This is a genomic window from Roseicella frigidaeris, from assembly GCF_003258945.1.
In the GTDB taxonomy this organism is placed as follows: Bacteria; Pseudomonadota; Alphaproteobacteria; order Acetobacterales; family Acetobacteraceae; genus Paracraurococcus; species Paracraurococcus frigidaeris.
The window spans coordinates 58313-83097 of the sequence record NZ_QLIX01000012.1 but is presented as its reverse complement, the minus strand read 5'-3'; the positions used below and the strand labels follow the sequence as shown (position 1 = coordinate 83097).

Genomic DNA, 24785 nt, shown 5'->3' with positions numbered 1-24785 from the left:
GATCAATGCGCATGCCCGGCCTCGGCCTTGCCGAGCTCCGCCTTGAGCAGGAAGCTGTTGCCGGCGGCGTAGCGCTCGCCGGGATCGAGGCCGGAGACCACCTCCACCTCCTCCCCGTCGCCGCGGCCGAGCACCACCGCGCGCCGGGCGAAGCCCTCGGCCGTGCGGACGAAGACGACGGTCTCGCCCTCCACCTGCTGCAGCGCCGCCCGGGGCAGGAGCAGCGGCACGGCCTGCGCCCCGGTGGCGACCTCGGCGGTGACGAAGCCGCCCGGGCGCAGCGCCCCCGCCGGGTTCGGCAGCTCGACGACCGCCCGGGCCGAGCGCGTCTCCGGGTCGAGCACCGGGCTGAGGAAGACGATGCGGCCCTCGCCCAGCCTCCCGCTCTCGCCGGCGATGCGGGCCGCCATGCCTTCCTGCACGAAGGCCAGGTCGGCGGGCGGCACCGCCATCTCCACCCAGACCGTGGCGAGATCGGCCAGGGTGTAGACCTCCATCTCGGCCGAGACGGCATCGCCCAGCATCTTGGGCCGCGCCGTGATGCGGCCGGCGATCGGCGCCCGGACCTCCTGCCGCCGCAGCGCCTCGATGGGCTGGCGCGGCAGGTCCTCGATCTCCGTCCGGCCGAGGCCGATCGCCGCCAGCTTCTGCCGCGCGAGGTCGAGGCGGATCTGCGCCTCCTGCCAGTCGGTGCGCGCCTTGAGGAAATCCTGCTCGGCGGAGACCTTGCGCTGCCACAGCCGCTGCTCGCGCTCGAAGGTGAGGCGGGCGAGCTCGGTGGTCCGCAGCGCGGCGAGGTACTCGCCCTTGGCGGTGGCGATCTCGGCGCTCTCGACCACGGCCAGCACCTCGCCCGCCGCCACCGCCTCGCCGAGGCGCCGGTGCAGGGCGGTGACGATGCCCGCGACGCGGGCCGGGACATGCGCCAGCCGGTCGGCATTCGCCGTCACCGTGCCGGGCAGGGCGACGCGGCGCGCGAGGCTGCCGGGCCCCGCCGCCGCCAGGGTGATCCCGGCGCCCGCGATCTGCTCCTCCGTCATGCGGAGCGTGCCGTCCGCGGCCTCGCCATCCCGGTCCTCGCCGGGGCCATGGGCATGGCCATGCCCATGATCATGCCCGTGATCGTGGTCGTCCTCCTCGGCCGCGGCGGGGCCGGCGTGATGGGCGGCGGTCCCGGCCGCGGGAGCGAGGCCGAGGCCGGCGCGCAGATGGGCGGGCAGGTCGGGCCGCAGCACCGCGGCGCCGAGGGCGGCGGCGGCGCCGGCCAGGAGGAGCAGGATCGATCGCATGCTCAGGACCCTCCCGCCCGGCTGCCCGGGGCCGGCGGGGCGGCCTCGGCGCGCCCGCGCAGCCGGTCGATATCGGCGCGCAGCTGCTGCACCTCGAGCCGCGCGGCGTTGAGCTGCTCGCGCGCATCCGACAGGGCGCGCTGGGCGTCGAGCACCTCGAGCAGGGAGAATTTGCCGGCCACATAGCCTTCCCGCGCCGCCCCCGCCGCCTCGCCGGCGGCCGGCAGCACGATGCGCCGCAGGGCATCCGCCGCGCGCCAGGCCTGGGCCAGGCGCCGCTCGGCATCGGCAAGGGCGGCGTCGAGATAGAGCCGGCCGCGCTCCGCCTCGGCCTCCGCCCGCGTCAGCTCGGCGCCGGCCCGCAGGATGTTGCCCTGGTTCCGGTCATGGAGCGGCAGCGGCACGGTGAGGCCGAGCACGAAGGCGGTGTCGCCGCCCGCCTCCCGGTAGCGGCGGACGCCGCCGGCGATCTCGACATCCGGGACCGCATTGCGGCGCTGCAGCTCGAGCTCGGCGCGGCGCTGGTCGATCAGCGCCTCCAGCCGCGCCCGGTCGAGCTGCCCGGGGGGCGAGGCGGGGGGCGCCGCGGCGGGGCCGCCCTCCATGGGGCGCGGCCCGAGATCGTCGAACCAGGCCGCCCGGGCCGGCTCGACCCGCAGCCGCGGCGCCGCCAGCAGCACGGCGAGGCTGCGCAGCGCCACCGCCGCCTCCCGCTCCGAGCGCTCGAAGGCCAGGAGCGCGGTCTCCCGCGCCACCTCGGCGCGGCGCTGCTGCGGCGGTGGCTCGCGCCCGGCCTCCACCCGGGCGCGGGTGGCGCGCAGCACCTCCTCCGCCAGCCGCGCCCGCTCCCGGGCGATCTCCACCGCCCGGCCGCTGGCCACCGCCTCGGCCAGGGCGCGCACCACCTCCCGCACCAGGTCGAGCCGGACCGCCGCGACATCGAGGCCGGTGAGCGCCACGGCGCGGTCGGCCGCGGCGATGCGGGCCTGCCGCTTGCCGCCGGTCTCGATGCGCTGGGACAGGCTGAAGGTGGTCTCCTGCGCCGAGAGGCCGCGATAGCCGCCGCTGCCGCCGATATTCTCGGTGCTGACGGTGAGACCGGGATTGGGCCGCAGCCCGGCGGTGACGCGATCGCCCTGGATCGCCCGGCGGCCGGCCTCGGCGCTGCGCAGGATGGGGGCGCGCGCCAGGGCGAGGGCCGCGGCCTGGGCCGGCGTCGTCACCAGCAGGGGCGCGTCGTCGGCCGCCGGGGCAGCCGGGGCGGGATCGGCCAGCGCGGGCAGGGCGATGGCGGCGGCAAGCAGCGCCGCGCCCCGCAGGGCGGGCGGCACTCCGAAGCGGATGCGAAGGAACATGACACCTGGGACGGACGGAACGCGGGCAGGGCGCCACGCCCCGGCAGGCCGGGGCGTGGCCGTGATCGGCTCGGGTTCGGTCAGGCCCGTGGCGGGCGGGCGGGGGGTCCGGCGTCGAAGGAGGCGCGGGCGGGATCCGTGCGCAGCGGCTGCGTCGGCAGGCCAAGGGCCCGGGGCAGGTCGGGGCCGGGCGCCGCCAAGCGAAGGGCGAACTGGCAGGCGCAATGCGCGCCCACATGCACCAGCCCGTCCGGGCGGCCAGGCTGGCCCGCGCCGCCATCCTGCCCGATGGCAAGGGAAGGAAGGGCGCCGCCCGCCGGCCCGGCCGGGCCTGCCTCGGCATGGGGCGGGACCAGCAGGCAGGCGAGCAGGAAGCCGGCCGCGAGCAGGCGGGTTAGCACCGCCCAGCTCCGCGCCATCCCTGCGTTCCGCATCGCCCGCGTCATCGCCTGCCGGATCTCGCTCCACCGTGCCGATGGGGGCACTCTGCGCATAGCCGCGGACCGGCATCAAGGTGCCGGCGGCCCCGCGCAAGCGTGACGCGCCGGGGCGGCGAACCTGCAACCATGGAACCTCGTTGTGGGGCGGGGCCTGACCACTATCGAGGGAAAGGCAGCAGATGCTTCGATCGGTTCTCTTCGCTACGGTTGCCATGGGGCTGGCGCTCGGCACGGCGCAGGCGCAGGTCTCGGGGACGAATCTCGGCACCCCGCAGACCCAGCCGCAGCCCGGCGGTGGCGTGGCCACCGGCCCGGGGGCGCCGAGCTCGGCCGCGCGCAGCGCCGCCGGCAGCAGCATGGTCGAGCCGCGCGGCGCCCCGCCGGCCGGCGGCGGCAGCGCGATGCCCGGCGGCGCCACCGGCTCCGGCACGAACCTGACGCCGAACGGCGCCATCCAGCCCGGCAAGTCGCCGACCGCGGGCAGCAACAGCGGCGGCTAGGCGTCGGCTTCCCGAGGCCGGGGCCCGCCCCCGGCACGCAGGGGGCGCCGGAGCGATCCGGCGCCCTTGTCCTGTCGGCGCCGCGCGCCGCGGCTCAGCCGAGGAGGGCGCCGGCGATGGCCAGCACCAGGGCGGGAGGCATGACGAGGGAGCCGAGCCGGAGGAAGGTCCAGGCGCCGACCGTCTGGCCGTCACGCCGCAGCGCGACCAGCCAGAGCAGCGTGGCCAGGGAGCCGGTGACCGAGAGGTTGGGCCCGAGATCGACGCCGATCAGCAGGGCGGCGCGCACCGGCTCGGGCACCGTGGCGAGTTCCACCACGCGCCCCGCCACCAACCCGGCCGGCAGGTTGTTGACGAGGTTGGAGCCGAAGGCGAGGAGCGTGCCGGAGAGCCAGGGCGCCAGCCCGGGATGGTCCCGCACCAGCGCCTGCAGCGCCCGCGCCAGGGCGGCGGTGACGCCGGTCTTCTCCAGCGCCTCGACCAGCACGAAGAGGCCGGCGACGAGTGGCAGCACGCCCCAGGCGATGCCGGTCGCCACGGCCCGCAGGCCGCGGCGCGCCCGCAGCAGGGCGAGCAGGGTGGTGGCGAGCCCGGCGAGGAAGGTCGGCAGGCCGAGCGGGATGTCGCGGGCCGAGGCGGCGAGCAGCACCAGCGCCGTCGCCGCGATGCCGGCCGCGGCGAGGCGGCCGCCACCGGAAAGCCTGGGCCGCGCGATGTCCGAATGGATGCTCTCGCGCAGCCGGTGCCGCTGCGTCCAGCGCAGCATCAGGTAGGTGGCGCCGATGGCGAGCGCCGAGGGCAGCGCGTAGCGCGGCAGCCATTCCAGCAGCGAGGGCATTCGGCTGCCGTAGAGCACGAGGTTGGCCGGGTTGGAGATCGGCAGCACGAAGCTGGCGGCGTTGGCGACGAAGGCGCAGGCGAAGAGATAGGGCAGCGGGTCCCGCACCCGCGCCGCCCGCGTCGCGGCGGCGACCGCCGGGGTCAGCACCACGGCCGTGGCATCGTTCGAGAGGAAGACCGTCACCAGCACGCCGACCCCGTAGATCAGCGCGAAGAGCCGCGTGGCGGAGTCGCGCGCCAGGCGCACGGCCTGCGCCGCGAGCCAGTCGAACAGCCCCTCCAGCCGCGCCAGCTCGGCCAGCAGCATCATGCCGAGGAGGAAGAGGTAGACATCCGTCCCGCGGGCGATGCCGGCCAGCGCCTCGGCGGGGGAGAACAGGCCGAGGGCGACCAGCAGCCCGGCCCCGGCGGCCGCCCAGATCCATTCCGGCCAGGCGAAGGGGCGCAGGATCACGCCGGCCGTGGCCAGGCCGACGATGCCCCAGATCGGCCAGGGCTGGCTGGCCAGCAGGGAGGCGGCGCCCTCCATCAGGCGGTGGCGAGCCCCAGGCCGTGCCGCGGCGCGGCGCGGCGGCTCTCCGGCATGGCCCACCAGAAGACCAGGCCGGCGATCGCGGCGATCGCGGCGAGGGTGAGGAAGGCGGCGTCGTAGCCCATCTCGGCCGCGATGAGCCCGGCCATGGCGTTGCTGAGCGAGGCGCCGATGCCCTGGGCGGTCGCCACCGCGCCGAGGCTGACGTTGAAATGCCCGGTGCCGCGCGTCAGGTCGGCGATGATCACCGGGAAGAGGGCGCCGAACAGCCCGGCCCCGACTCCGTCCATCGCCTGCACGGCCACCAGCCACCAGGGATCGTCGGAGAGGGTGTAGAGCGCGCCGCGCGCCGCCAGCACCACGAAGCCGGCGAGGAAGAGCGGCTTGCGGCCCCAGGCATCGGCGCGCGCCCCGACCAGCCAGGCCATCGGGATCATGACGAGCTGCGCCGCCACGATGCAGGCCGACATCAGCGCGGTGCCGCTGTTGAGGTCCTGCTGCGCCAGCTTCTGGCCGACCAGCGGCAGCATCGCCGCATTGGCGAGGTGGAACAGCGCCACGCAGAGGGCGAAGATCAGCAGCGGGCGGCAGGTCAGCAGCACCCGCCAGCCCGAGGGGCGCTCGGCGCCGCCGCCCGCCGCCCCGGGGTCGAGCCCGCGCGCCAGGTCATGGTCGATGGCCTCGCCGGGGATGGCGAAGACCGCGGCGAGGCTTGCCAGCGCCATGGCGCCGAGCAGCCAGAACACCGCGATCGGCCCCCACCAGAGCGAGAGCGCGCCGGCCGCGAGCGCGGCGAAGGCGTTGCCGGCATGGTTCCAGGCCTCGTTGCGGCCGGTGCGGCGGGTGAAGGCGGCATGCCCGACCAGGCCGAGGGTGACGGCGGCGATCACCGGCGGGAAGATGGCCGAGGCGGCGCCGCTCGCCAACTGCGCCAGGGCCACCGGCCAGAAGCTCGGCCAGAGCGGGATCACCAGGCAGACCAGGGTGACGGTGACGGCGGCGAGCACGATCAGCCCGCGCTTGGCGCGGCTGTGGTCGACCAGCGCCCCGGCCGGCGCCTGCGCGACCAGCCCGGCGATGCCGGCGAGGGAGAGCACCAGCCCCGTCCCGGCCTGGTCCCAGTGATGCACCGCCAGCAGGTAGACCGCGAGATAGGGGCCGAGCCCGTCCCGCACATCCGCCAGGAAGAAGTTCAGCGCATCGAGGCTGCGGGCGGTGCGCATGCAGCGGGCTCCGGAGGGGCGGGAGGATTGGCAAGAGCGTTCCACGGCCATGGGTTCCGTGCGGATCCCGAAATCCTCCGCCGCGCCCCGCATGCCTGAGCCGTGCCATGCCTGGGCCGTGCATGGGTTGGAGGCCCGGGCGGCCGGGCGTAGCCTCGGCACCGGATGCGGGGCAGGCGGGGCGACAGGGCATGCGGGTGGCGATCATCGGTGCGGGCATCCTCGGGGCCAGCGCGGCCTATCACCTGGCGCTGGCCGGGGCCGAGGTGGTGGTGGCGGATGCGGCGCATCCCGGCCGCGCCACGGCGGCCGGGGCCGGGATCGTCTCGCCCTGGTCCTCCGGCCGGGTCGATGCCGGCTGGCGCCGCATCGCCGAGGCGGGGGCCCGCTACTATCCGGAGCTGATCGCCCGGCTCGCCGAGGATGGCGAGACGGAGACGGGCTACCGCCGCGTCGGCGCCCTCTCCGTCGCCGCCGATGGCGCGGCGCTCGACCAGATCGAGCAGGCGATCCGGCGCCGCCGGGACGCGGCGCCGGAGGCGGGCGAGCTCACGCGCCTCTCGCCCGCGGAGGCGCGGGCGCTGTTCCCGCCGCTGCACCCGGCGCTCGGCGGCGTCTTCCTCTCCGGCGGGGCGCGCGTCGATGGCCGGCTGATCACCGCCGCCCTGCGGCGCGGCGCCGAGCGGCATGGCGCGCGCTTCGTCGCGGGCGAGGCGGGGCTGCTGACCGCCGCGGACCGGGTGACCGGCATCCGCCTGGCGGATGAGAGCATCGCGGCCGATTGCGTGATCGTCGCGGCCGGGGCCTGGGCGCCGGCGCTGCTGCAGCCGCTCGGCCTCGCCCTGCCCGTCCAGCCGCAGCGGGGGCAGATCACGCATCTGCAGCTCGAGGGCACGGAGACCGGGGACTGGCCGGTGGTGCTGCCGCCGAGCAGCCATTACCTGCTCGCCTTCGGCAGCTCGCGCATCGTGGTCGGGGCGACGCGCGAGACCGGCTCGGGCTTCGATCACCGGGTGACGGCGGCCGGCCAGGCGGAGGTGCTGAACGAGGCGCTGGCCATCGCCCCCGGCCTTGGCCGCGCCACCTTGCTGGAGACGCGCATCGGCTTCCGACCGGCCGGGCCGGACCTGCGCCCGCTGCTCGGCCGGGCCGGGCCGGAGGGGCTGGTGATCGGCAACGGCCTCGGCCCCTCGGGCCTGACCATCGGCCCCTTCGCCGGGCGCCTGCTGGCGCAATTGGCGCTGGGCGAGACGCCGGCCATCGACCTCGCCGACTACGCGCCGCTGCGGCCGGCGGCGGCGCCGGATGCGGCGATGGACAGCATCCGGTAGCGCCGCGACGCGGGGTCCTATTGCGCGGTGATGCCGGCGCGCCGCACCACGGCGTCCCATTTCACCATCTCCGCCTGCAGCCAGGCGGCGGCGGCCTCGGGCGGGCCGCCCGCCCGCAGCTCGATGGTCATCTCCTCGAAGCGCTGGCGCAGCGCCGTCTCCTGCGCCGCGCGGGCGATGCCGGCATTCAGGCGGGTGATCGCCTCGGGCGGCGTGCCGGTCGGGGCGAGCACCATGTGCCAGGTATAGGCCTCGTAGCCGGGCAACCCGCCCTCGGCGAAGGTCGGGACATCGGGCAGCTGCGGCAGGCGGTGCGCGGCGCTGATGGCGAGCCCGCGGGTGTTGCCGCGCTGCACGCTCGCCACCCCGTCCGAGGCGACGTTGAGGAACATGGCCAGCGCGCCGTTCAGCAGGTCCGGCATGGCCGGCGCCGCGCCGCGATAGGGGACATGGTTGACCCGGAGCCCGCCCGCCTGCTGCAGGAACAGCTCGGTCGCCAGATGCACCGCGCCGCCGGCGCCGGAACTGCCGTAATTGTACTGGCCCGGATGCGCGCGGAAGAGCGCGATCAGCTCCGGCAGGCTCCGCGCCGGCAGGTCGTTGTTGATCTGCAGCAGCATCGGGATGACGCCGACCAGGGCGACGGGCTGGAAATCGCCGACCGGATCGAAGGGCAGGCTGCCGAACAGCGAGCGCAGCACCGCATGCGCGATGGTGGTGTAGAGGAAGCTGTGGCCGTCCCGCGCCTTCGCCACCGCCTCGGTCCCGACCAGGACGCCGGCGCCGGTGCGGTTCTCGACGATGACCCGCTGCGGCAGGGCGGGCGTCAGCGCATCCGCCACCAGCCGCGCCGCCACATCCGTCGGGCCGCCGGCGGCGAAGGGGCAGATCAGGCGCACCGGCTGGCTGGGCCAGGCCGGCGCCGCCAGCGCCGGAGCGGTCAAGGGCGGGGCGGCCAATGGCGGCACGGCGAGCGTGCCGGCGCCTTGCAGGAGCGTGCGGCGGGTGATCCGGGACATGAATCCTCCTCGGCTTGCCGCTGCGCGGCGCGTTGTCGTGCGGCGGTGTCGCCGTCAGGGCCATCGGGCGGTGCCGAAAGGCCGTCCCGTCCAGCCGGATGACCCGCGGGGCAGGCGCCGCCGCGGCCGGCCCTCCCCAGGGGGCGGGCCGGCCGCGGCGGGAGGTCAGGCCGGCTTGTGGCCGAGGGCGAGGCGGAAGCGGTTCTTCACATACACCCCGTCGCGCGGCGGCAGCGCCCGGGGCAGGTTTTCCGCCTGGATCTTCACCACCGCAAGGTTCAGGCTCTCGCGCGCCTGGATGCGGCGGCGCAGCGGCTCCACCACCTGGCGCTCGGTGACCAGATCGACCACCGGAAAGCCGCAGGCCTCGGCGACGCGGCTGAGCTCGATGCCCTGGCCGGCATGGCTCGGCTGCATCCCGGTCTCGCCGAAATGCCCGTTGTCGAGGATGACGATGGAGAGGTTGCGCGGCTTGCGCAGCGCGATGGTGGCGAGCGCGCCGAAGCCCATCAGCGCCTCGCCGTCGCCGGTCACCACCAGCACGGGGCGGTGCGGCTGCGCCATGGCGAGGCCGAGGCCGACCGTCATGGCGCTGCCCATGGCGGCCCAGAGGTAATAGTTCAGGTCATGATCGCCCGCTGCCATGACGTCGTAGGAGGGCGAGCCGAGGCCGGTGACCACCAGCAGCTCGCCGCGATCCTGGAGGAGGTCGGCGACGACGGCGCGCCGATCGAGGGTTCCGCCGATCATTTCGCCCACTCCTTCTCGCCGATCAGCCGCTGACCGAGCAGCAGCGCGCAGGCGCCGTCGCCCTCGAAGGCCATGGTGGCCGCGCCACGGAGCAGTGGCGCCACATCCTTCGCCTCATCCGCCCGCCAGGTCATGACGCCCATCAGCCGCAGCGCCGCCTCGGTGGCCTGGCCCATCGGGTTCTGCCACTGGTTGAACTCCGCCCAGTCGCCACGCATGGTCACCACGGCGAGGAAGGGGAAACGTGCGCAGGCGACGAGGCCGAGCGTGTTGATGCAATTGCCGACGCCGGAGGACTGCATGAGCAGCGCCCCGCGCTCGCCGCCGAGCCAGGCGCCGGCGAGATAGCCGATGCCCTCCTCCTCGGTGGTCAGGACGACCGCCTTGATCTCCGGATCGGCCTCGGCCAGCCGGATGGCGGTGGCATGGCCGGCATCGGGGACATAGACGACATGCTTCACGCCCGCGGCCTTCAGGACGTCGAAGACATCCTGCCGCCAGGATTGGTCGGCACCCTCTGCCGTATCGGACACCATTTCCACCTCCGCGCCCCGGATGGGCATCGGGCGGCTTCTAGAAGGCCTGGAGGGATAGCGACATTATAATGTGGCGCATTCAGCTATGCCGGGGCGATATGGCCTGATGGATCTCCGCCAGCTCACCACTTTCCTCCAGGTCGCCGAACTCGGCAGCATCAGCAAGGCGGCGGAGCGGTTGCGCATCGCCCAGCCCGCCCTGAGCCGGCAGATCCGCCTGCTCGAGGAGGAGCTGAAGCTCGCGCTGTTCACCCGCCATGGCCGCGGCATGGTGCTGACCCCGGCCGGGGAGAGGCTGCGGGGGCGCGCCGGCGGCATCCTGCGGCAGGTGGAGGAGACCCGGGCCGAGCTGGCGCAGGAGGCCGGATCGGTGCGCGGGCGGGTGGTGTTCGGCATGCCGCCGACCGTCGGCGACATCCTGGCGACCCGGTTGATCGAGCGCTTCCTGTCGCTCCACCCCGAGGTCACGCTGCGCGTCGTCACCGCCTATAGCGGCTACCTGCTCGAATGGCTGCATGGCGGCGAGGTCGACATCGCCGTCCTCTACGGGTCCGAGCGGGCGGCCAGCATCCGCGCCGCGCCGCTGCTGGAGGAGAACCTGCATTTCGTCGCCGGCGAACCGGTGCAGGCAGGCCAGACGCCCTCCATGGGCTTCGCCGAGGTCGCGGCGCGGCGGCTGATCCTGCCCGGGCCGCAGCACGGCCTCCGCGCCCTGGTGGAGCGGGAGGCCCGGCAGCATGGCCTGACCCTGAACGTCGTCGTCGAGGCGGATACGCTGCAGGTGCAGAAGGAGCTGGTCATGCGGCGGCTGGGCGGCACGATCCTGCCGCTCGCCTCCGTGCATGCGGAGGTGGGCGCCGGCCGGATCCATGCCGTGCCCATCGCCGGGCCGCGCCTCTCGCGCCGGCTGGTGGTCGCGCATCCCGTCGGCCGGCCGCTTTCCACCGCCGTGCGGCTCTTCGGCGAGATGCTGCGGGGCGAAGTCGTGGACATGGTGGCGCGGCAGGTCTGGGACGGCCGGATCCTGGCCGGCTGAGACCAGGGGTGGTTGATGGTGACCCATCAACCGCCCCTCCGTCGCCGGGTATGAGGGCCCGGCGCGGCCAAGCCGTCAGGCCGCCTTCTTCTCGATGTTCGGCAGCAGCGCCGTGAGGATGCCGAGGATGGGGAGGTAGGCGCAGGCGATGTAGACCGACCGGATGCCGACCTGGTCCGCCAGCGCGCCCAGCGCGGCGGCGCCGAGGCCGCCCAGGCCGAAGGAGAAGCCGAAGAAGATGCCGGCGACTAGGCCCACCCGGCCGGGCATCAGGTGCTGGGCATAGACCAGGATGGCCGGGAAGGCCGAGGACATGATCAGGCCGATGATCACGGTGAGGACGACCGTCGCGGTCAGGCCCACATAGGGAAGGAGCAGGGTGAAGGGCAGGACGCCCAGGATCGAGAACCAGATGACCGGCAGGCGCCCGATGCGGTCGCTGACCATGCCGCCGAGCACCAGTCCGACGACGATCGAAACCAGGTAGATGAAGAGGTAGAACTGCGCCTCCTGGATCGAGATGCCGAAGGTCTCGATGAGGTAGAAGGTGTAGTAGCTGTTCAGGCTGGCCGTGTAGACGTTCTTGGAGAAGATCAGCATCACCAGGATGCCGACGGCGAACAGGACCTTGCCGCGCCGCATCGGCGTGCCATCGGCATGCGCCGGGCGCTTCGGGCCGGCGGCCCGCTGCTGGCGCGCATACCAGCCGCCGACCCGCGTCAGCATGGCCATGCCCAGCAGGGCGGCGGCGGAGAACCAGACGATGCTGTGCTGGCCGCGCGGCACGACGATGAAGGCGGCCAGCAGCGGGCCGATGGCCTGGCCGAAATTGCCGCCGACCTGGAACAGTGACTGCGCCAGGCCGTAGCGCCCGCCCGAGGCCAAGCGCGCCACGCGCGACGCCTCCGGATGGAAGATGGAGGATCCCACGCCGATCATGGCCGCGGCCAGGAGGATGACGGGGTAGCTGGCCGCCTGCGACAGCAGCAGCAGCCCGGCCAGGGTCGAGGCCATGCCGACCGGCAGCGAATAGGGGGCCGGCCGCTTGTCCGTATAGAAGCCCACGACGGGCTGCAGCAGCGAGGCGGTGCACTGGAAGGCCAGGGTGATCAGCCCGATCTGGCTGAAGGAAAGGGCGTAGTTCTCCTTGAGAATGGGATAGAGGGCTGGCACCAGCGACTGCACCATATCGTTCAACAGGTGGCAGACGCTGAGCGTCAGCAGCATCGCGAAGGCCGTCTCGCCACGGGCCAGGGCAAGCTTTTCTGAATTTTGAGTAATCTTTTGCCCGGCTTCCGCGGTGAGTGCTTGCTGTCTCATGAAGGGACGGCCTCGGTTATGTCGAGGGTGAGTATCGCGCCGGTGCGACCGCCGCGCCATTGCCCATCGCCCGGCCTGTGGTCGATCGACCAAGGGGACGACGAGGCCGCGGGATCACAAGGGCGGGGGCGGCGCACGGCCTGGCCTCCGCCTGGCCTCTTTCGGGGAATGCCCATCCGCCAAACCGGGTCAGGGGAGCGACGTTGTGGGCCCGGGCTTCCGGAGACGGACCATGGCCGAGTTGGACAAGACGGCGCGCGACAAGCTGTCGAGCAGGGAGTTCGCCTTTCCCCGGCAGCGCAAGGAGCCTCTCGAGGACGCGCGGCATGTCCGCAACGCCGTCGCGCGCTTCGACCAGGTGCAGGGCGTCAGCGACGCGGAGCGGGACGAGGCCTGGAAACGCATCCAGGCCGCGGCGCGGAAATTCGGCGTGGAGCTGAAGGAGCGGCACTGGCGCGAGCTGGGGAAGCCGTAGCGGCGCTCGCGCCGGCCCGCGCCGGCCCGGGCGGTCGGGCAGGGCGGGCCATGGCCGCGCCCTGCCGCCAGCCGCTACCGCATGATGAAGGGGTTCGCCGGCGCGCCCTTCGCCGTCGAGATCCAGACGCTTTTGGTCTCGAGATATTCGCGGATGGATTCGATGCCGCTCTCGCGGCCGAGGCCGGAGCGCTTCATGCCGCCGAAGGGCATCATGTAGCTGACCGCGCGATAGGTGTTCACCCAGACCGTGCCCGCCTTCAGCGCCGCCGACATGCGCACGGCGCGGCCGATATCGCTGGTCCAGACGCCGGCGGCGAGGCCGTAGATGGTGTCGTTGGCCAGCCGGATCGCCTCCGCCTCGTCCTCGAAGCCGAGGATGGAGAGGACCGGGCCGAAGACCTCCTCGCGGGCGATGCGCATCGCCGGCGTCACGTCGGTGAAGATGGTCGGCTCGACGAACTGCCCGCCCGGCATCCCCTCGGCCGGCCCGCCGCCGAGGATGCAGCGCGCCCCTTCCGACTTGGCGATGTCGATATAGTCGAGGATCTTGCGATACTGCGGCGCGGTGGTGACGGGGCCGATATTGGTGTCGGGCTGCATCGGGTCGCCCTTGCGGGCGGTGCGGCCGAGCTCCACCAGGCGGCGGCTGAATTCCTCGCGGATCGAATTCTGCACCAGCACGCGCGAGCCGGCGATGCAGGTCTGCCCGGTGGCGGCGAAGATGCCGGAGATGACGCCGGCCACCGCCATGTCGAGATCGGCATCGGCGAAGACGATGTTCGGGGACTTGCCGCCGAGCTCGAGCGAGACGCGCTTCATCGTCTTCGCCGCCTGGGCATAGATGCGCGCGCCGGTCGCATCCGAGCCGGTGAAGGTGACCTTCGCCACGTCCGGATGATCGACCAGCGCCGAGCCGGCCTCCGGCCCGAGGCCGGTGACGACGTTGAAGACGCCGTCGGGGAAGCCCGCTTCCTTGGTGAGGGCGGCGAATTCGAGGGTGGAGGCGGAGGCGAATTCCGAGGGCTTCACCACCACGGTGCAGCCGGCCGCCAGCGCCGGGGCGCATTTCCAGGCGATGAAGAGCAGCGGGGAGTTCCAGGCGGTCAGTGCCGCCACCACGCCAACCGGCTCATGCCGCGTGAAGGCGAACATCTCCGGCTTGTCGATCGGCATCACCGCGCCCTCGACCTTGTCGGCCAGGCCGCCATAGTAGCGCCACCATTCCGGGTTGTAGCGGGTCTGCCCCAGCATCTCCGCCAGCAGCTTGCCGTTGTCGCGCACCTCGGTCTCGGCCAAGCGCTCGGCATTGGCGGCGATGAGGTCGGCCAGGCGCTGCATCAGCAGCCCGCGGGCGGAGGCGGTGAGCTTCGGCCAGGGGCCGTCCTGCAACGCGCCGCGCGCCGCGGCCACGGCACGGTCCACATCCGCCGCGCAGCCTTGCGGGATGCGGGCCCAGACCTCGCCGGTATAGGGGTTGTAGCTGTCGAGCCAGCGCTGCTGCGCCGGTTCGACATACTGGCCGGCGATGTAGTGGCCATAGGTCTTCATGGGCGGCCTCCTCCATAGATCTGGCAGTCGCGGGCGCAGCCGGACGGCACCGGCCGCGCGGCGCCGCCATACCGCGTTCCGGGTGCCGGGGATAGCATCGGGCGGGGCCGCGCGGCCCCGCCCGCTTGGGCTCAGGCGGCGGCGCCGTAGCCGATCACCGCCTTGATCTCGCAGAACTCGTCGAGCGCCCATTTGCCGTATTCGCGGCCATTGCCGGATTGCTTGTAGCCGCCGAAGGGCGCGGCGGTGTCGGGCGCCGGGTAGTTGAGGTGCACGTTGCCGGCGCGCATCTGCGCCGCCACCCGCCGCGCATGATCGAGATCGGCGGACTGCACATAGGCAGCCAGGCCATAGACGGTCTCGTTTGCCAGGCGGATCGCCTCGGCCTCGTCGCGATAGGGCAGGATCGACAGCACCGGGCCGAAGATCTCCTCCCGCGCGATGGTCATGTCGTTGCGCACATTGGCGAAGACGGTGGGGCGCACGAAATAGCCGCGGTTGAGGTGCTCCGGCCGGCCGGGGCCGCCGGTCACCAGCTCCGCCCCCTCCTCGATGCCGGCCTGGATCAGCCGCTGGATCTTCTCGAACTGCACCGCGCTGACCACCGGGCCGATGGTGGTGCGCTCGTCATCCACCGGGCCGACCACCACACGCTCCGCCGCCGCCTTGGCGATGGCCTTCACCTCCTCATGCCGGTCGAGGGGCACGAACATGCGGGTCGGCGCGTTGCAGGACTGGCCGCTGTTGCCCATCATGCCGAGCACGCCCTTGGTGACGGCGGTCGGGAAATCGACATCCGGCAGCAGGATGTTGGCCGACTTGCCGCCCAGCTCCTGCGCCACGCGCTTGACGGTGGTGGCCGCCGCCTGCGCCACCAGGATGCCGGCGCGGGTGGAGCCGGTGAAGGACATCATGTCGATCCCGGGATGCGCCGACATGGCGTTGCCGACCGTGCCGCCCTCGCCCTGGACCATGTTGTAGACGCCGGCCGGCACGCCGGCGGCATGCATCACCTCGCTCCAGATGACGGCGTTCAGCGGCGCCACCTCGGAGGGCTTCAGCACCATGGTGCAGCCGGCGGCGATGGCCGGCGCCACCTTGCAGACGATCTGGTTGATCGGCCAGTTCCAGGGAGTGATGAGCCCGACCACGCCGATCGGCTCGCGCGCGATCAGCGTGGTGCCCTGCACCTCCTCGAAGCGGTAATCCTCCAGCACCTCGATCATGCGGGCCAGATGCCCGGTGCCGGTGGCGGATTGCCGCTCATAGGCGAATTTCCGCGGCGCCCCCATCTCGCGCGACAGCACATCGGCGATGTCGTCGCGCCGCTTGTTGTACTCGGCGAGGATGGCGCGCAACAGGTCCAGCCGCTGCCGCCGGGTGGTGGCGGCGAAGGCCGGGAAAGCGGCGCGCGCGGCTTCCACCGCGCGGTCGACATCCGCCGCGCCGCCGACCGCGATCTGAGTGAAGGCCTCCTCGGTCGAGGGATCGACGACATCGAGCAGCGTCGGCTGCAGCGGCTCGACCCAGGCCCCGTTCACATAGTGCTGGCGTTCATGGCTCATCGCAACCGTTCCCCGTCCTCGGCGCATGGACATGGCTTGCGCCGCGGACAGGCCGGGGCGGGGCCATTCCTGCTCGTTACGCTATGGCTTGGACAGTATAACGGTGGCCATCGCGGACTGGCAATCAACACCCCCGACCATGGTGTCATTGACACCGCCGGCGCGCGCAAGGGACTGGCCCGGGGAACTGGCCTTCGTTATATTTACTTGTCCATAATGCGGCTGCCGGGCCTGCCGATCCGGAAGGTCGGCCGGACAATAGATCGAGGAGGATGCTTCATGGTCGACAAGGCTCTGAGCGACATCGCCAAGGACATCGCGATCCGTCCGCACTACGACAATTGGATCGGCGGCAAATGGGTGCCGGCCATCAAGGGCCAGCATTTCGACAATATCTCGCCGGTCAATGGCAAGGTGATCTGCACCGTCGCGCGCTCGACCGCGGAGGATGTGGAGCGCGCGCTCGACGCGGCGCATGCGGCCCGCGAAGCCTGGGGCAGGACCGCGGCCGCCGAACGCTCGAAGCTGCTGCTGCAGATCGCCGACCGCATCGAGGCCCGGCTCTCGACGCTCGCCCTGGTCGAGACCATCGACAACGGCAAGCCGATCCGCGAGACCACCGCCGCCGACCTGCCGCTGGCCGTTGACCATTTCCGCTACTTCGCCGGCGCGATCCGGGCGCAGGAGGGCAGCCTCAGCGAGATCGACCACGACACCGTCGCCTACCATTTCCATGAGCCGCTCGGCGTCGTCGGCCAGATCATCCCCTGGAACTTCCCGCTGCTGATGGCCGTCTGGAAGCTCGCGCCGGCGCTCGCGGCCGGCAATTGCGTCGTGCTGAAGCCGGCCGAGCAGACGCCGATGGCGATCGCGGTGCTGATGGACGTGCTGGCGGACATCCTGCCGCCCGGCGTGGTCAATGTCGTGCAGGGCTTCGGCGTCGAGGCCGGCAAGCCGCTCGCGCAGTCCCGCCGCATCGCCAAGGTGGCGTTCACCGGCGAGACCACGACGGGCCGGCTGATCATGCAGTACGCCTCGGAGAACATCATCCCGGTCACGCTGGAGCTCGGCGGCAAGTCGCCGAACATCTTCTTCAAGGACGTGATGGCGGAGGATGACGACTTCCTCGACAAGGCGCTCGAGGGCTTCGCCATGTTCGCCCTCAACCAGGGCGAGGTCTGCACCTGCCCGAGCCGGGCGCTGATCCACGAAAGCATCTACGACCGCTTCATGGAGCGGGCGCTGAAGCGCGTGGGCAAGATCATCCAGGGCAATCCGCTCGACAGCGCCACCATGGTCGGCGCCCAGGCCTCGAACGACCAGCTCGAGAAGATCCTGTCCTATCTCGATATCGGCCGGCAGGAGGGCGCCAAGGTCCTCGCCGGCGGCGAGCGCTTCCATCCCGGCGGCGAGCTGGAGGGCGGCTTCTACGTGCAGCCCACGGTGCTGCAAGGGCACAACCGCATGCGCGTCTTCCAGGAGGAGATCTTCGGCCCCGTGGTCTCGGTCACGACCTTCAAGGACGAGGACGAGGCGCTGCACATCGCCAACGACACGCTCTACGGCCTCGGCGCCGGCGTCTGGACCCGCGACGGCACGCGCGCCTACCGCTTCGGCCGGGCGATCCAGGCCGGCCGGGTCTGGACCAACTGCTACCATCTCTATCCGGCCCATGCCGCCTTCGGCGGCTACAAGCAGTCCGGCATCGGGCGCGAGAATCACCGCTCCATGCTCGACCACTACCAGCAGACCAAGAACATGCTGGTGAGCTACAGCCCGAAGGCGCTGGGCTTCTTCTGATGGCGGGCCGGGTCGTCGCGACGCCGGCGGCGGAGGCGCTCATCGAGCGCCTCCGTGCCCAGCACGGACCGCTGATGTTTCATCAGTCGGGCGGTTGCTGCGACGGCTCGGCGCCCATGTGCTACCCGCTGGGAGAGTTCCGGACCGGTGCGCAGGACATCCGCTTGGGCGATATCGGCGGCTGCCCCTTCTTCATCGGCGCGGCGCAATTCGCCTATTGGCAGCACACGCAGCTCATCATCGACGTCGTCCGTGGCCGCGGGTCCGGCTTCTCGCTCGAGGCACCGGAGGGGCTCCGCTTCCTGACGCGCAGCCGGCTCTTCACCGATGCCGAGATGGAGGCGCTGGCGCCCATAGCGGAGTGACGGCGAGGCCCGCACCCGGGGCGGCCGCCCCGGGGCGAGACGTCGGGCGTCGCGGCGTTGCGGTCCCCCGTGGCGCCGGGATCAGGCCGGCTCAGCCGTAGCCAGGCGCCAGCCGGAAGGTGCCGTTCTGGAAGGAGTTGGCCTGCGACATCACGACGCTGTCGTCGGGGTAGCCATTGTGCTGATTGGCCGCCCAGCCGTAATGGCCGAACACGCCGGCGAAGGGCCCGGCGGCATTCCAGTAGGCGGCCATCTGCTCCGGCTTCTCTCCGGCATGCCGCACGGCGGCGGTGACCAGGGCCGCGATGTCGTAGCCCGCGGCGATCCACCAGAGCAGCGTGTCCGAGGTCTCGACCTGCGCCTTGCGCAACCGAGCGACGAGCTCGGCCGTCCGTTCCGGCAATTTCCCATCCTCGCCGTAGCAGCAGGTGCGGAAATTGGTCTGGTAGACCTTCTGCCAATTCTCCGGCCGTTCGAGCAGGGCCCGGGTTTGGCCGGAGCCGAGTGTCGGCTGGCCGGCCACCGGCACGTCCCAGCCCATGGCGGCGCGGGTGTTCAGGAGGCGCGCGAGGAAGCCGGGGTTGACGCTCCAGGGCATGATCGCCTTCGCCCCCGCATTCCGCATGCGCATCATGTCGGGCAGGAGATCGGGCTGGTTGGCGTCGATCGAGGCCTCGTAGACCACCGAGGCGCCCGCCGCGGTCAGCATCGCCGCGAAAGCCTTGACCGAGGAGGTGCCGTATCCGGTCGTGTCGCCGATGACGGCGATCTCCCTGATCTTCAGGATGTCCAGGACAAAGCGGTTGGCAGCGGCGCCGACCTGCTGGTTGGACGGGGCCGTGCGGAAGGCCAGGGGGTATTTCTCCGCATCGATCACCTCGTCGACGAAGCAGGGATTGAGTTGCGGCGTGCGCGCGCGGGCGATGACCGCCGTGCAGGCGAGAGCCTCGCCCGAATTGCCGGGGCCGTAGATGACATGGACCTTCTCGCTGCGCGTCAGCTCGGCCGCCGCGTTCACTGCCTTGGTGGGGTCGCTCTGCGTGTCGCGGATGATGAGCTCGACCTTGCGGCCATCGATGCCGCCGGCGGCGTTGAGCTCGGCGACCCCGAAGCCGACGCCGCGGCCGATGGCGATGCCGGTGGACGAGGACGGTCCGGTCAGGGCCGGCAGCCAGCCGATCTTGATCGGCCCCGAGGCGGCCAGGGCAGGCCGCGCCAGGCCGGTGGCGAGCGTTGCGGCGGCCGAAGCCTGCACGAGCCGCCGGCGTGCGATGCTGGTCATTGCTTCCTCCCATGCTTTTCCTGGGAGGCTAGGCGAGAACGGCAGGCCTGGCGAGATGGCAGGCCCGCGCGGTCAGGCCTTGCGGATATTGGTGAAGAGCGGCACGCCGGGCACCATGCCGGTCAAGGACGTGCGGTAGGCAACCGGCTGGATGAACTGCCCGAGCGGCACGAAGGGCACGTCCTGCCAGGCCTGGAGTTGCAGGGCCCGCGTCGCCGCCTTCTGCGCCTCGGCATCGGACGCCTGGAAGAACCGATCGCGCAGCTCCTCAATGCGGGCGCTGCTCGGCCAGCCGGCCGGGCCGCCATTGACCCCATTGCCGCGCAGCGCCGAATGCACCGCCGGGCTCATCGCATCGATGCCGCCGACATAGGTGCAGTAGCAGCTCCAGCCGCCGCGCTCCACCGGCTCCTTGCTCGTGGTGCGGGCGCCGATGGTGCCCCAATCCGCCTGCACGTAGTCGACATTCACGCCGAGCCGCGCCAGCACGTCGCGCGTTACCTCGCAGACCGCGGTGATGCGCGGCACCTCGGCGGCGGCGAGCATGACGACGCGCTCGCCCTTGTAGCCGGCCTCGGCCAGCGCCTTGCGCAGCGGCGCCAGATCGGCCGGCGGCGTCGGCGGTTTCCCCGCATCGCTCTCGAAGGGCGAGCCCGGCGTGTAGATGCCGACCCGGCTGTTGGCGATCGCCTCCTCGCTGCCGACCACCGCCTTCATGCAATCGGTCTGGCTGATCGCCGCCAGGATGACGCGGCGGATGGCGGCGTTGTTGAAGGGCGGATGCAGGTGATTGAAGCGGAATTGCCCGAGATAGCCGGAGCGGTCCTTCACCTCGACGGTGATGTCGCGCGAGCGGCGGAGCAGGGGCAGGAGGTCGATCAGCGGCTGCTCGATCCAGTCCACCTCGCCCGCCTGCAAGGCCGCCGCCGCCGCGGCCGGGTCCGGCATGACGTTGAAGACGACGCGGTCCAGATAGGGGATCCGCGGTCCGGCGGTGAAGCTCGGGCTGCCCTCCGGCCGTGGCCGGTAAGCGGCGTGCCGCTCATAGACCACGCGCGCGCCCGGCACCCGCTCCGCCGCCAGGTAGCGGAACGGGCCGCTGCCGATCACCTCGGGGATCTGGCTGTAGGCATCGGTGCGGGCGATGCGCTCGGGCATCATGGCGCAGACCAGGGCGCTGGGGCGGGCCAGCGCATCCGGCAGCATCGGGAAGGGGCGCTTGAGGCGGAAGACGATGCTGCGGTCGTCCGGCGCGCTCAGGGACTCGGTCGCGGCGAGCAGCGCCTGGCCGAAGCCGTCCCGCTGCCCCCAGCGCCGGATCGAGGCGACGCAGTCGCGCGCCAGCACCTTCTCGCCGTCATGGAAGACGAGGCCCTCGCGCAGCGTCAGGGTCCAGCGGCGGCCCTCCTCCTCCACCACATGGCCCTCGACCATCTGCGGCCGCGCAGTCAGCGCCTCATCCACGCCGTAGAGCGTGTCGAAGACGGCGAGCGCCGAGGTGCGGGTGGCGTAGGTGCTGCTCCAGATCGGGTCCGGCGCGGCGACATCGGCGTAGGGGACGAAGGTGAGCAGCTTGCCGGCCGCGGCGCCGGCGAGGCGTGGCGCGGCAAGGGATGCGGCGGCGAGGAGGAGGCTCCGGCGATGCATGGGCGTGGCCTTCGTTCTGGCTGCGGGGCGCGGCCGCCCGTCAGGCGGGATCGGGGAGGGCGTGGGCGTCCCGCGTCGACCAGGTGAGCGCCGCCTCCTCGCCCGGCTGCACCGGCCCGGCGAAGAAGCGGTCGTCCGGCATGACGACGGACAGCGGCGGCCCGCCATCGACCGCGAGGGCCACGCGCACGCTGCTGCCCTGATACTCCACCGCGGCGACGCGGCCGCGGATATGCGGCCCGGCTTCGGGGATGCCGAGGCGGCAGCGGTCGGCGCGGACGGCGATGGTGCCGGCGCCGTCGCGCAGGATGTTGTGGCCGCCGATGAAGCGGGCGACGAAGGCATCCGCCGGCCGCTCGAAGATCTCGCGCGGCGGCCCGGCCTGGCGGATGCGGCCGGCCTCCATGATGACCATCAAGTCGGCGAGGGCCATCGCCTCGTCCTGGCTGTGGGTCACGTGGATGAAGGTGATGCCCAACTCGCGCTGCAGCCGCTTCAGCTCCTCCCGCACCTGGCCCCGCAGGAAGGGGTCGAGCGCCGAGAGCGGCTCGTCCAGCAGCAGGATGCGGGGCTCGGTGATCAGGGCGCGGGCCAGGGCGACGCGCTGCTGCTGGCCGCCGGAAAGCTGCCCGGGCAGCCGCTCGGCATAGTCCTGCAGATGCACCCGGGCGAGGTAGTCACGGGCCCGCCGGTGCCGCTCGGGCTTCGGAACGCCGCGCGCCTTCAGGCTGAAGGCGACGTTGTCGAGGCAATTCAGATGCGGGAAGAGGGCGTAGCTCTGGAACATCATCGCCGTCCCGCGCTGCACCGGCGGCAGGTCGGTGACGTTGACGTCGTGGATGAGCACGTCGCCCTCGGAGATCACCTCGTGCCCGGCGATCATCCGCAGCGTGCTGGTCTTGCCGCAGCCGCTCGGCCCCAGCAGGCAGCAATAGGTGGCGCGCGGGATGCGGAGCGAGACGCCGTCCACCGCCACGGTGCCGCCGTAGCGCTTGGTGACGGCGACCAGCTCGACATCGAAGCGGTGCTCGGGGCGGAAGCCGTTGCTGTCCATGGATCGCTCCTCAGCCGTGCCGCGCCAGCGCGCGGCGCCGCTGCAGCCGGAATACGAAAGCCAGGGTGGCGCCGATCACCAGGAAGGAAACGGTGGTGGTCAGGGTGCCGATGGCGAAGAGTGTCGGCGAGGTGGAGCTCGAGATCAGCGCGTAGATCTCGAGCGGCAGGGTGTTGCGGTTGCCGGCGACCAGCGTGGTGCGGGCGTATTCGTCATAGGAGAGGGTGAAGGCGCCCATGGCGACGCCGAGGATGCCAGGCAGCAGGATCGGCAGCGTCACCCAGCGGAGCCGCTGCCAGGCATTGGCGCCGAGATCCGTCGCGGCCTCCTCATAGGCGCGGTTGAAGCGGTTGAAGACCGCGAACATGGCAAAGAGCCCGAAGGGCAGCGTCCAGGTGAGCTGCGCGGCCAGCGCCGAGCTGAACAGATCCGCCTTCCAGCCGAAGAGCTGGAAGCCGAGCCCGATGCCGAAGCCGACCAGCAGGCTCGGCATCACCAGGCTGGCGACGGCCAGGTAGAACAGGATACCGGAGCCGCGGAAGCGTCGGCGGAAGCCGAGGCCGGCGGCAACCGAGACCAGGACGGTGATGGTGCTGACGATGGCGGCGAGCAGGATCGAGCGCCCGAAGGCAACCGGGATATTGGCCATCTGCCCGGGCTTCAGGATGTCCTCGAACCAGACGGTGGAAACGCCGACCATGGGGAAGGTGACGCCGCCATTCGGCCCCTGGAAGGAGAGCAGGTAGATGACGAACATCGGGCCGTAGAGGAAAAGCAGGAACACGCCCATGAGCGTCGCCAGCGCATAGAAGGTCCAGGGCCGCTTCTCCCGCGGGTCCCGCGACCGGGCGCCGCCGCCGATCACCGCACCAGCTCCTTGCGCACGTCGACCACGCGCATCATCCCGGCCACCATGATGGCGACGAAGAGGACGAGCAGCATGGCGCTGGCCGCCGCCGGCGGGTACTGCATGGCCTGGATCTCGGTGGCGAGCGCCGAGACGATGGAGGCGCTCTGGCCGCCGCTCATCTGCTTCACCACGAAGAAGTCGCCCATCACCTGGGTGAAGACGAGGATGGAGCCGAGGGCGATGCCGGTCTTCGAGAGCGGGATCACCACATCCACCATGGTCCGCCAGCGGCTGGCGCCGGCATCGCGCGCCGCCTCCAGCAGGGCCGGGTCGATCTTCGCCAGGGAATTGGCGATGGGCCCGATCATCAGCAGCGTGAAGAGATGCACATAGGTGACGCAGACGGCGAAGGGGGAGAAGAGCAGGAATTCCAGCGGCTGGTCGATCAGGTGCAGGTCGATCAGCGCCTGGTTGAAGGCGCCGTTGCGGCCAAGGAAGGGGATCCAGGCGATGGTGCGTATGATGCCCGAGGTCCAGAAGGGAATGGCGCAGAGCAGGAAGAGCACCGTTCGCACCGCCGCGCTGCGGACATGGAAGACCAGGAAATGCGCGATGCTGAAGCCGAGGAGGAGGGTGATGGCCCAGACGATGAAGGCGAATTTCAGCGAGCTGACATAGATCCGCAGCGTCGCCGGCGTGGTCAGCACCTCCCGGTAATTGTCCAGCATGAAGGCCGGGTAGATGCCGGTCCGGTCGTAGTCGAAGAAGCTGACGACGAGGAAGAGCACCGTCGGCAGCGCGAAGAAGACGATGAGGATGAAGGCGAGCGGCCCGACCTGCAGCCAGGAGATCGCCTCGGAGGTCAGCCGCGGCCGCCGGCGCGCCCGCGCCGGGGCCGTGAAGGCCGTTGCCTGCCCGACCGCCTCCATCACGCCGCCTGGCTGACGGTGTTGCGACAGTGCATCAGCGGCAGGATGCGGGTGCCGAACTGCTCCATGCCGATGACGAAATCGTCGAAGGTGAGCATGACGCCGCGCACCCCGGGCACCGTCGCCATCTCGTCCAGCATGCGGGCGATGGAGGCGTAGGAGCCGCAGAGGACGCCCTGGTTGGTCGGCAGCGGCCGGCCGTTCTCGGCCAGCGTCTTGCGCCGGTTCGGGCCGGCATAGGGGTCGCGGCTGGGGTCGTCGCCCGCCTGCGCGTCGCGCCAGGCCAGCGCCTCGAGATCGGCGCCGGCCTTGTAGTGCTCCCATTTCGCCATCGCCGCGGCGTCGGTCTCGTCGGCGATGATCATGGTCAGCACCAGGGCGCCGCAATCCCGCCCCGTCTCCTCCGTCGCCTTCACCAGGCGGGCGACGCTCGGCGCCACAGCCTGCGGCTGGTTGACGCCGAAGCTGGCGCAGAAATTGTAGTCGGCGTGCTCGGCGGCGTAGCGCGTGCCGGCATCGCTCTGCGCGGCGCAGATGATGGGGATATGCGCCTGCGGCAGCGGGCTGCAGCGGCAATCCTCCATCTGGAAGAAGTCGCCCTTGAGGTCGGAGCGGCCGGTGGTCCAGAGCTCCTTCATGATCGTCACGTATTCGGCGCAGTAGTCGTAGCGCCGGTGGTAGTGGGAGGCGCCGGGCCAGAGGCCCATCTGGGTGTATTCCGCCCGCTGCCAGCCGGTGATCAGGTTCACCCCGAAGCGGCCATGCGAGATGCTGTCGATCGTCACCGCCATGCGGGCGGCGATGGCGGGCGGCAGGGTCAGCACGGCGCAGGTGGCGAAGAGTTGGATGCGGCTCGTCACCGCCGCCAGCCCGGCCATCAGGGTGAAGCTTTCGAGGTTGTGGTCCCAGAAGCCGCTCGGCCCGCCGAAGCCGCGCAGCTTGATCATCGAGAGGGCGAAGTCGAAGCCGAAGCGCTCCGCCTTCTCCACGATGGTGCGGTTCAGGTCGAAGCTCGGCATGTACTGGGGCGAGGTGGTGGAGATCAGCCAGCCGTTGTTGCCGATGGGAATGAAGACACCGAGCTGCATGCGACATCG

Annotated in this window: 23 protein-coding genes; 6 read left to right on the top strand and 17 right to left on the bottom strand. The window is 71.9% G+C overall.

Annotated features, from left to right (window positions below; translation table 11 throughout):
• Positions 1 to 2: 2 nt before the first annotated feature.
• The 3 genes from DOO78_RS16075 to DOO78_RS27565 form a co-directional block, all read right to left on the bottom strand.
• Positions 3 to 1289, bottom strand: coding sequence for an efflux RND transporter periplasmic adaptor subunit (locus DOO78_RS16075; RefSeq protein ID WP_111470883.1), 1287 nt, complete (start codon positions 1287 to 1289; stop codon positions 3 to 5).
• Between the two features lie 2 nt (positions 1290 to 1291).
• Positions 1292 to 2644 carry a TolC family protein gene (locus tag DOO78_RS27570; protein ID WP_165838926.1) on the bottom strand — a complete coding sequence of 451 codons (1353 nt, stop codon included), beginning with the start codon at positions 2642 to 2644 and terminating at the stop codon, positions 1292 to 1294.
• A gap of 80 nt (positions 2645 to 2724) precedes the next feature.
• Positions 2725 to 3078, bottom strand: a complete 354-nt coding sequence (locus DOO78_RS27565; RefSeq protein ID WP_165838925.1) for a hypothetical protein — start codon at positions 3076 to 3078, stop codon at positions 2725 to 2727.
• 185 nt (positions 3079 to 3263) lie between these two features.
• On the opposite strand from DOO78_RS27565, the gene DOO78_RS27560 reads away from it, so the two are divergent.
• Positions 3264 to 3584 (top strand): hypothetical protein, encoded by a 321-nt coding sequence (locus tag DOO78_RS27560; RefSeq protein ID WP_165838924.1) that lies wholly within the window; start codon positions 3264 to 3266, stop codon positions 3582 to 3584.
• Between the two features lie 94 nt (positions 3585 to 3678).
• Here DOO78_RS27560 and DOO78_RS16055 read toward each other — a convergent pair whose 3' ends face one another.
• Both DOO78_RS16055 and DOO78_RS16050 read right to left on the bottom strand, forming a co-directional pair.
• The gene (locus DOO78_RS16055) at positions 3679 to 4953 is read right to left on the bottom strand and encodes an arsenic transporter (RefSeq protein ID WP_111470879.1); all 1275 of its coding nucleotides are present in this window, start codon (positions 4951 to 4953) and stop codon (positions 3679 to 3681) included.
• Positions 4953 to 6179 (bottom strand): MFS transporter, encoded by a 1227-nt coding sequence (locus tag DOO78_RS16050; RefSeq protein WP_111470878.1) that lies wholly within the window; start codon positions 6177 to 6179, stop codon positions 4953 to 4955. The genes DOO78_RS16055 and DOO78_RS16050 overlap by 1 nt, the downstream gene beginning before the upstream one ends.
• Positions 6180 to 6370: 191 nt before the next feature.
• Here DOO78_RS16050 and DOO78_RS16045 point away from each other — a divergent pair, with 191 nt between their 5' ends.
• Positions 6371 to 7510 (top strand): NAD(P)/FAD-dependent oxidoreductase, encoded by a 1140-nt coding sequence (locus DOO78_RS16045; protein WP_111470877.1) that lies wholly within the window; start codon positions 6371 to 6373, stop codon positions 7508 to 7510.
• Between the two features lie 17 nt (positions 7511 to 7527).
• Here the strand turns inward: DOO78_RS16045 and DOO78_RS16040 are convergent, their stop codons facing one another.
• The 3 genes from DOO78_RS16040 to DOO78_RS16030 form a co-directional block, all read right to left on the bottom strand.
• Positions 7528 to 8529 (bottom strand): Bug family tripartite tricarboxylate transporter substrate binding protein, encoded by a 1002-nt coding sequence (locus DOO78_RS16040; RefSeq protein ID WP_165838923.1) that lies wholly within the window; start codon positions 8527 to 8529, stop codon positions 7528 to 7530.
• A gap of 165 nt (positions 8530 to 8694) precedes the next feature.
• Positions 8695 to 9279: a thiamine pyrophosphate-dependent enzyme gene (locus DOO78_RS16035; RefSeq protein ID WP_207802932.1), complete on the bottom strand. Its 585-nt coding sequence runs from the start codon at positions 9277 to 9279 to the stop codon at positions 8695 to 8697.
• Positions 9276 to 9812 carry a thiamine pyrophosphate-binding protein gene (locus DOO78_RS16030; RefSeq protein WP_408887577.1) on the bottom strand — a complete coding sequence of 179 codons (537 nt, stop codon included), beginning with the start codon at positions 9810 to 9812 and terminating at the stop codon, positions 9276 to 9278. The genes DOO78_RS16035 and DOO78_RS16030 overlap by 4 nt, the downstream gene beginning before the upstream one ends.
• A gap of 109 nt (positions 9813 to 9921) precedes the next feature.
• Here DOO78_RS16030 and DOO78_RS16025 point away from each other — a divergent pair, with 109 nt between their 5' ends.
• On the top strand, positions 9922 to 10851 hold the full coding sequence (locus DOO78_RS16025) for a LysR substrate-binding domain-containing protein (protein WP_165838922.1): 930 nt from the start codon (positions 9922 to 9924) through the stop codon (positions 10849 to 10851).
• Between the two features lie 75 nt (positions 10852 to 10926).
• On the opposite strand, the gene DOO78_RS16020 is transcribed toward DOO78_RS16025, so the two are convergent.
• Positions 10927 to 12078 (bottom strand): MFS transporter, encoded by a 1152-nt coding sequence (locus tag DOO78_RS16020; RefSeq protein ID WP_243634572.1) that lies wholly within the window; start codon positions 12076 to 12078, stop codon positions 10927 to 10929.
• Positions 12079 to 12403: 325 nt separating this feature from the next.
• On the opposite strand from DOO78_RS16020, the gene DOO78_RS16015 reads away from it, so the two are divergent.
• Positions 12404 to 12646 carry a DUF6582 domain-containing protein gene (locus DOO78_RS16015; RefSeq protein WP_111470872.1) on the top strand — a complete coding sequence of 81 codons (243 nt, stop codon included), beginning with the start codon at positions 12404 to 12406 and terminating at the stop codon, positions 12644 to 12646.
• 74 nt (positions 12647 to 12720) lie between these two features.
• Here the strand turns inward: DOO78_RS16015 and DOO78_RS16010 are convergent, their stop codons facing one another.
• Positions 12721 to 14196 (bottom strand): aldehyde dehydrogenase, encoded by a 1476-nt coding sequence (locus DOO78_RS16010; RefSeq protein ID WP_111470871.1) that lies wholly within the window; start codon positions 14194 to 14196, stop codon positions 12721 to 12723.
• 131 nt (positions 14197 to 14327) lie between these two features.
• Positions 14328 to 15761, bottom strand: a complete 1434-nt coding sequence (locus tag DOO78_RS16005; RefSeq protein ID WP_111470870.1) for an aldehyde dehydrogenase family protein — start codon at positions 15759 to 15761, stop codon at positions 14328 to 14330.
• A gap of 279 nt (positions 15762 to 16040) precedes the next feature.
• Here DOO78_RS16005 and exaC point away from each other — a divergent pair, with 279 nt between their 5' ends.
• Together exaC and DOO78_RS15995 are read left to right on the top strand one after the other, a co-directional pair.
• Positions 16041 to 17561 (top strand): acetaldehyde dehydrogenase ExaC, encoded by a 1521-nt coding sequence (exaC, locus tag DOO78_RS16000; protein WP_111470869.1) that lies wholly within the window; start codon positions 16041 to 16043, stop codon positions 17559 to 17561.
• A complete protein-coding gene (locus DOO78_RS15995; RefSeq protein WP_111470868.1) occupies positions 17561 to 17926 on the top strand; it encodes a DUF779 domain-containing protein in 366 nt (121 codons plus the stop codon). The genes exaC and DOO78_RS15995 overlap by 1 nt, the downstream gene beginning before the upstream one ends.
• Positions 17927 to 18017: 91 nt before the next feature.
• On the opposite strand, the gene DOO78_RS15990 is transcribed toward DOO78_RS15995, so the two are convergent.
• From DOO78_RS15990 to rutA, 6 genes are all read right to left on the bottom strand, one after another.
• Complete coding sequence (locus tag DOO78_RS15990) at positions 18018 to 19208, bottom strand: ABC transporter substrate-binding protein (RefSeq protein WP_111470867.1); 1191 nt, start codon at positions 19206 to 19208, stop codon at positions 18018 to 18020.
• Positions 19209 to 19280: 72 nt separating this feature from the next.
• On the bottom strand, positions 19281 to 20855 hold the full coding sequence (locus DOO78_RS15985) for an ABC transporter substrate-binding protein (protein ID WP_111470866.1): 1575 nt from the start codon (positions 20853 to 20855) through the stop codon (positions 19281 to 19283).
• 40 nt (positions 20856 to 20895) lie between these two features.
• Complete coding sequence (locus DOO78_RS15980) at positions 20896 to 21909, bottom strand: ABC transporter ATP-binding protein (RefSeq protein ID WP_111470865.1); 1014 nt, start codon at positions 21907 to 21909, stop codon at positions 20896 to 20898.
• Between the two features lie 10 nt (positions 21910 to 21919).
• Complete coding sequence (locus DOO78_RS15975; RefSeq protein WP_243634571.1) at positions 21920 to 22774, bottom strand: ABC transporter permease; 855 nt, start codon at positions 22772 to 22774, stop codon at positions 21920 to 21922.
• Positions 22771 to 23688 carry an ABC transporter permease gene (locus DOO78_RS15970; protein WP_111470864.1) on the bottom strand — a complete coding sequence of 306 codons (918 nt, stop codon included), beginning with the start codon at positions 23686 to 23688 and terminating at the stop codon, positions 22771 to 22773. Before DOO78_RS15970 ends, DOO78_RS15975 begins: the two co-directional genes overlap by 4 nt.
• Positions 23688 to 24776 (bottom strand): pyrimidine utilization protein A, encoded by a 1089-nt coding sequence (rutA, locus tag DOO78_RS15965; RefSeq protein ID WP_111470863.1) that lies wholly within the window; start codon positions 24774 to 24776, stop codon positions 23688 to 23690. The genes DOO78_RS15970 and rutA overlap by 1 nt, the downstream gene beginning before the upstream one ends.
• Positions 24777 to 24785 lie beyond the last annotated feature (9 nt).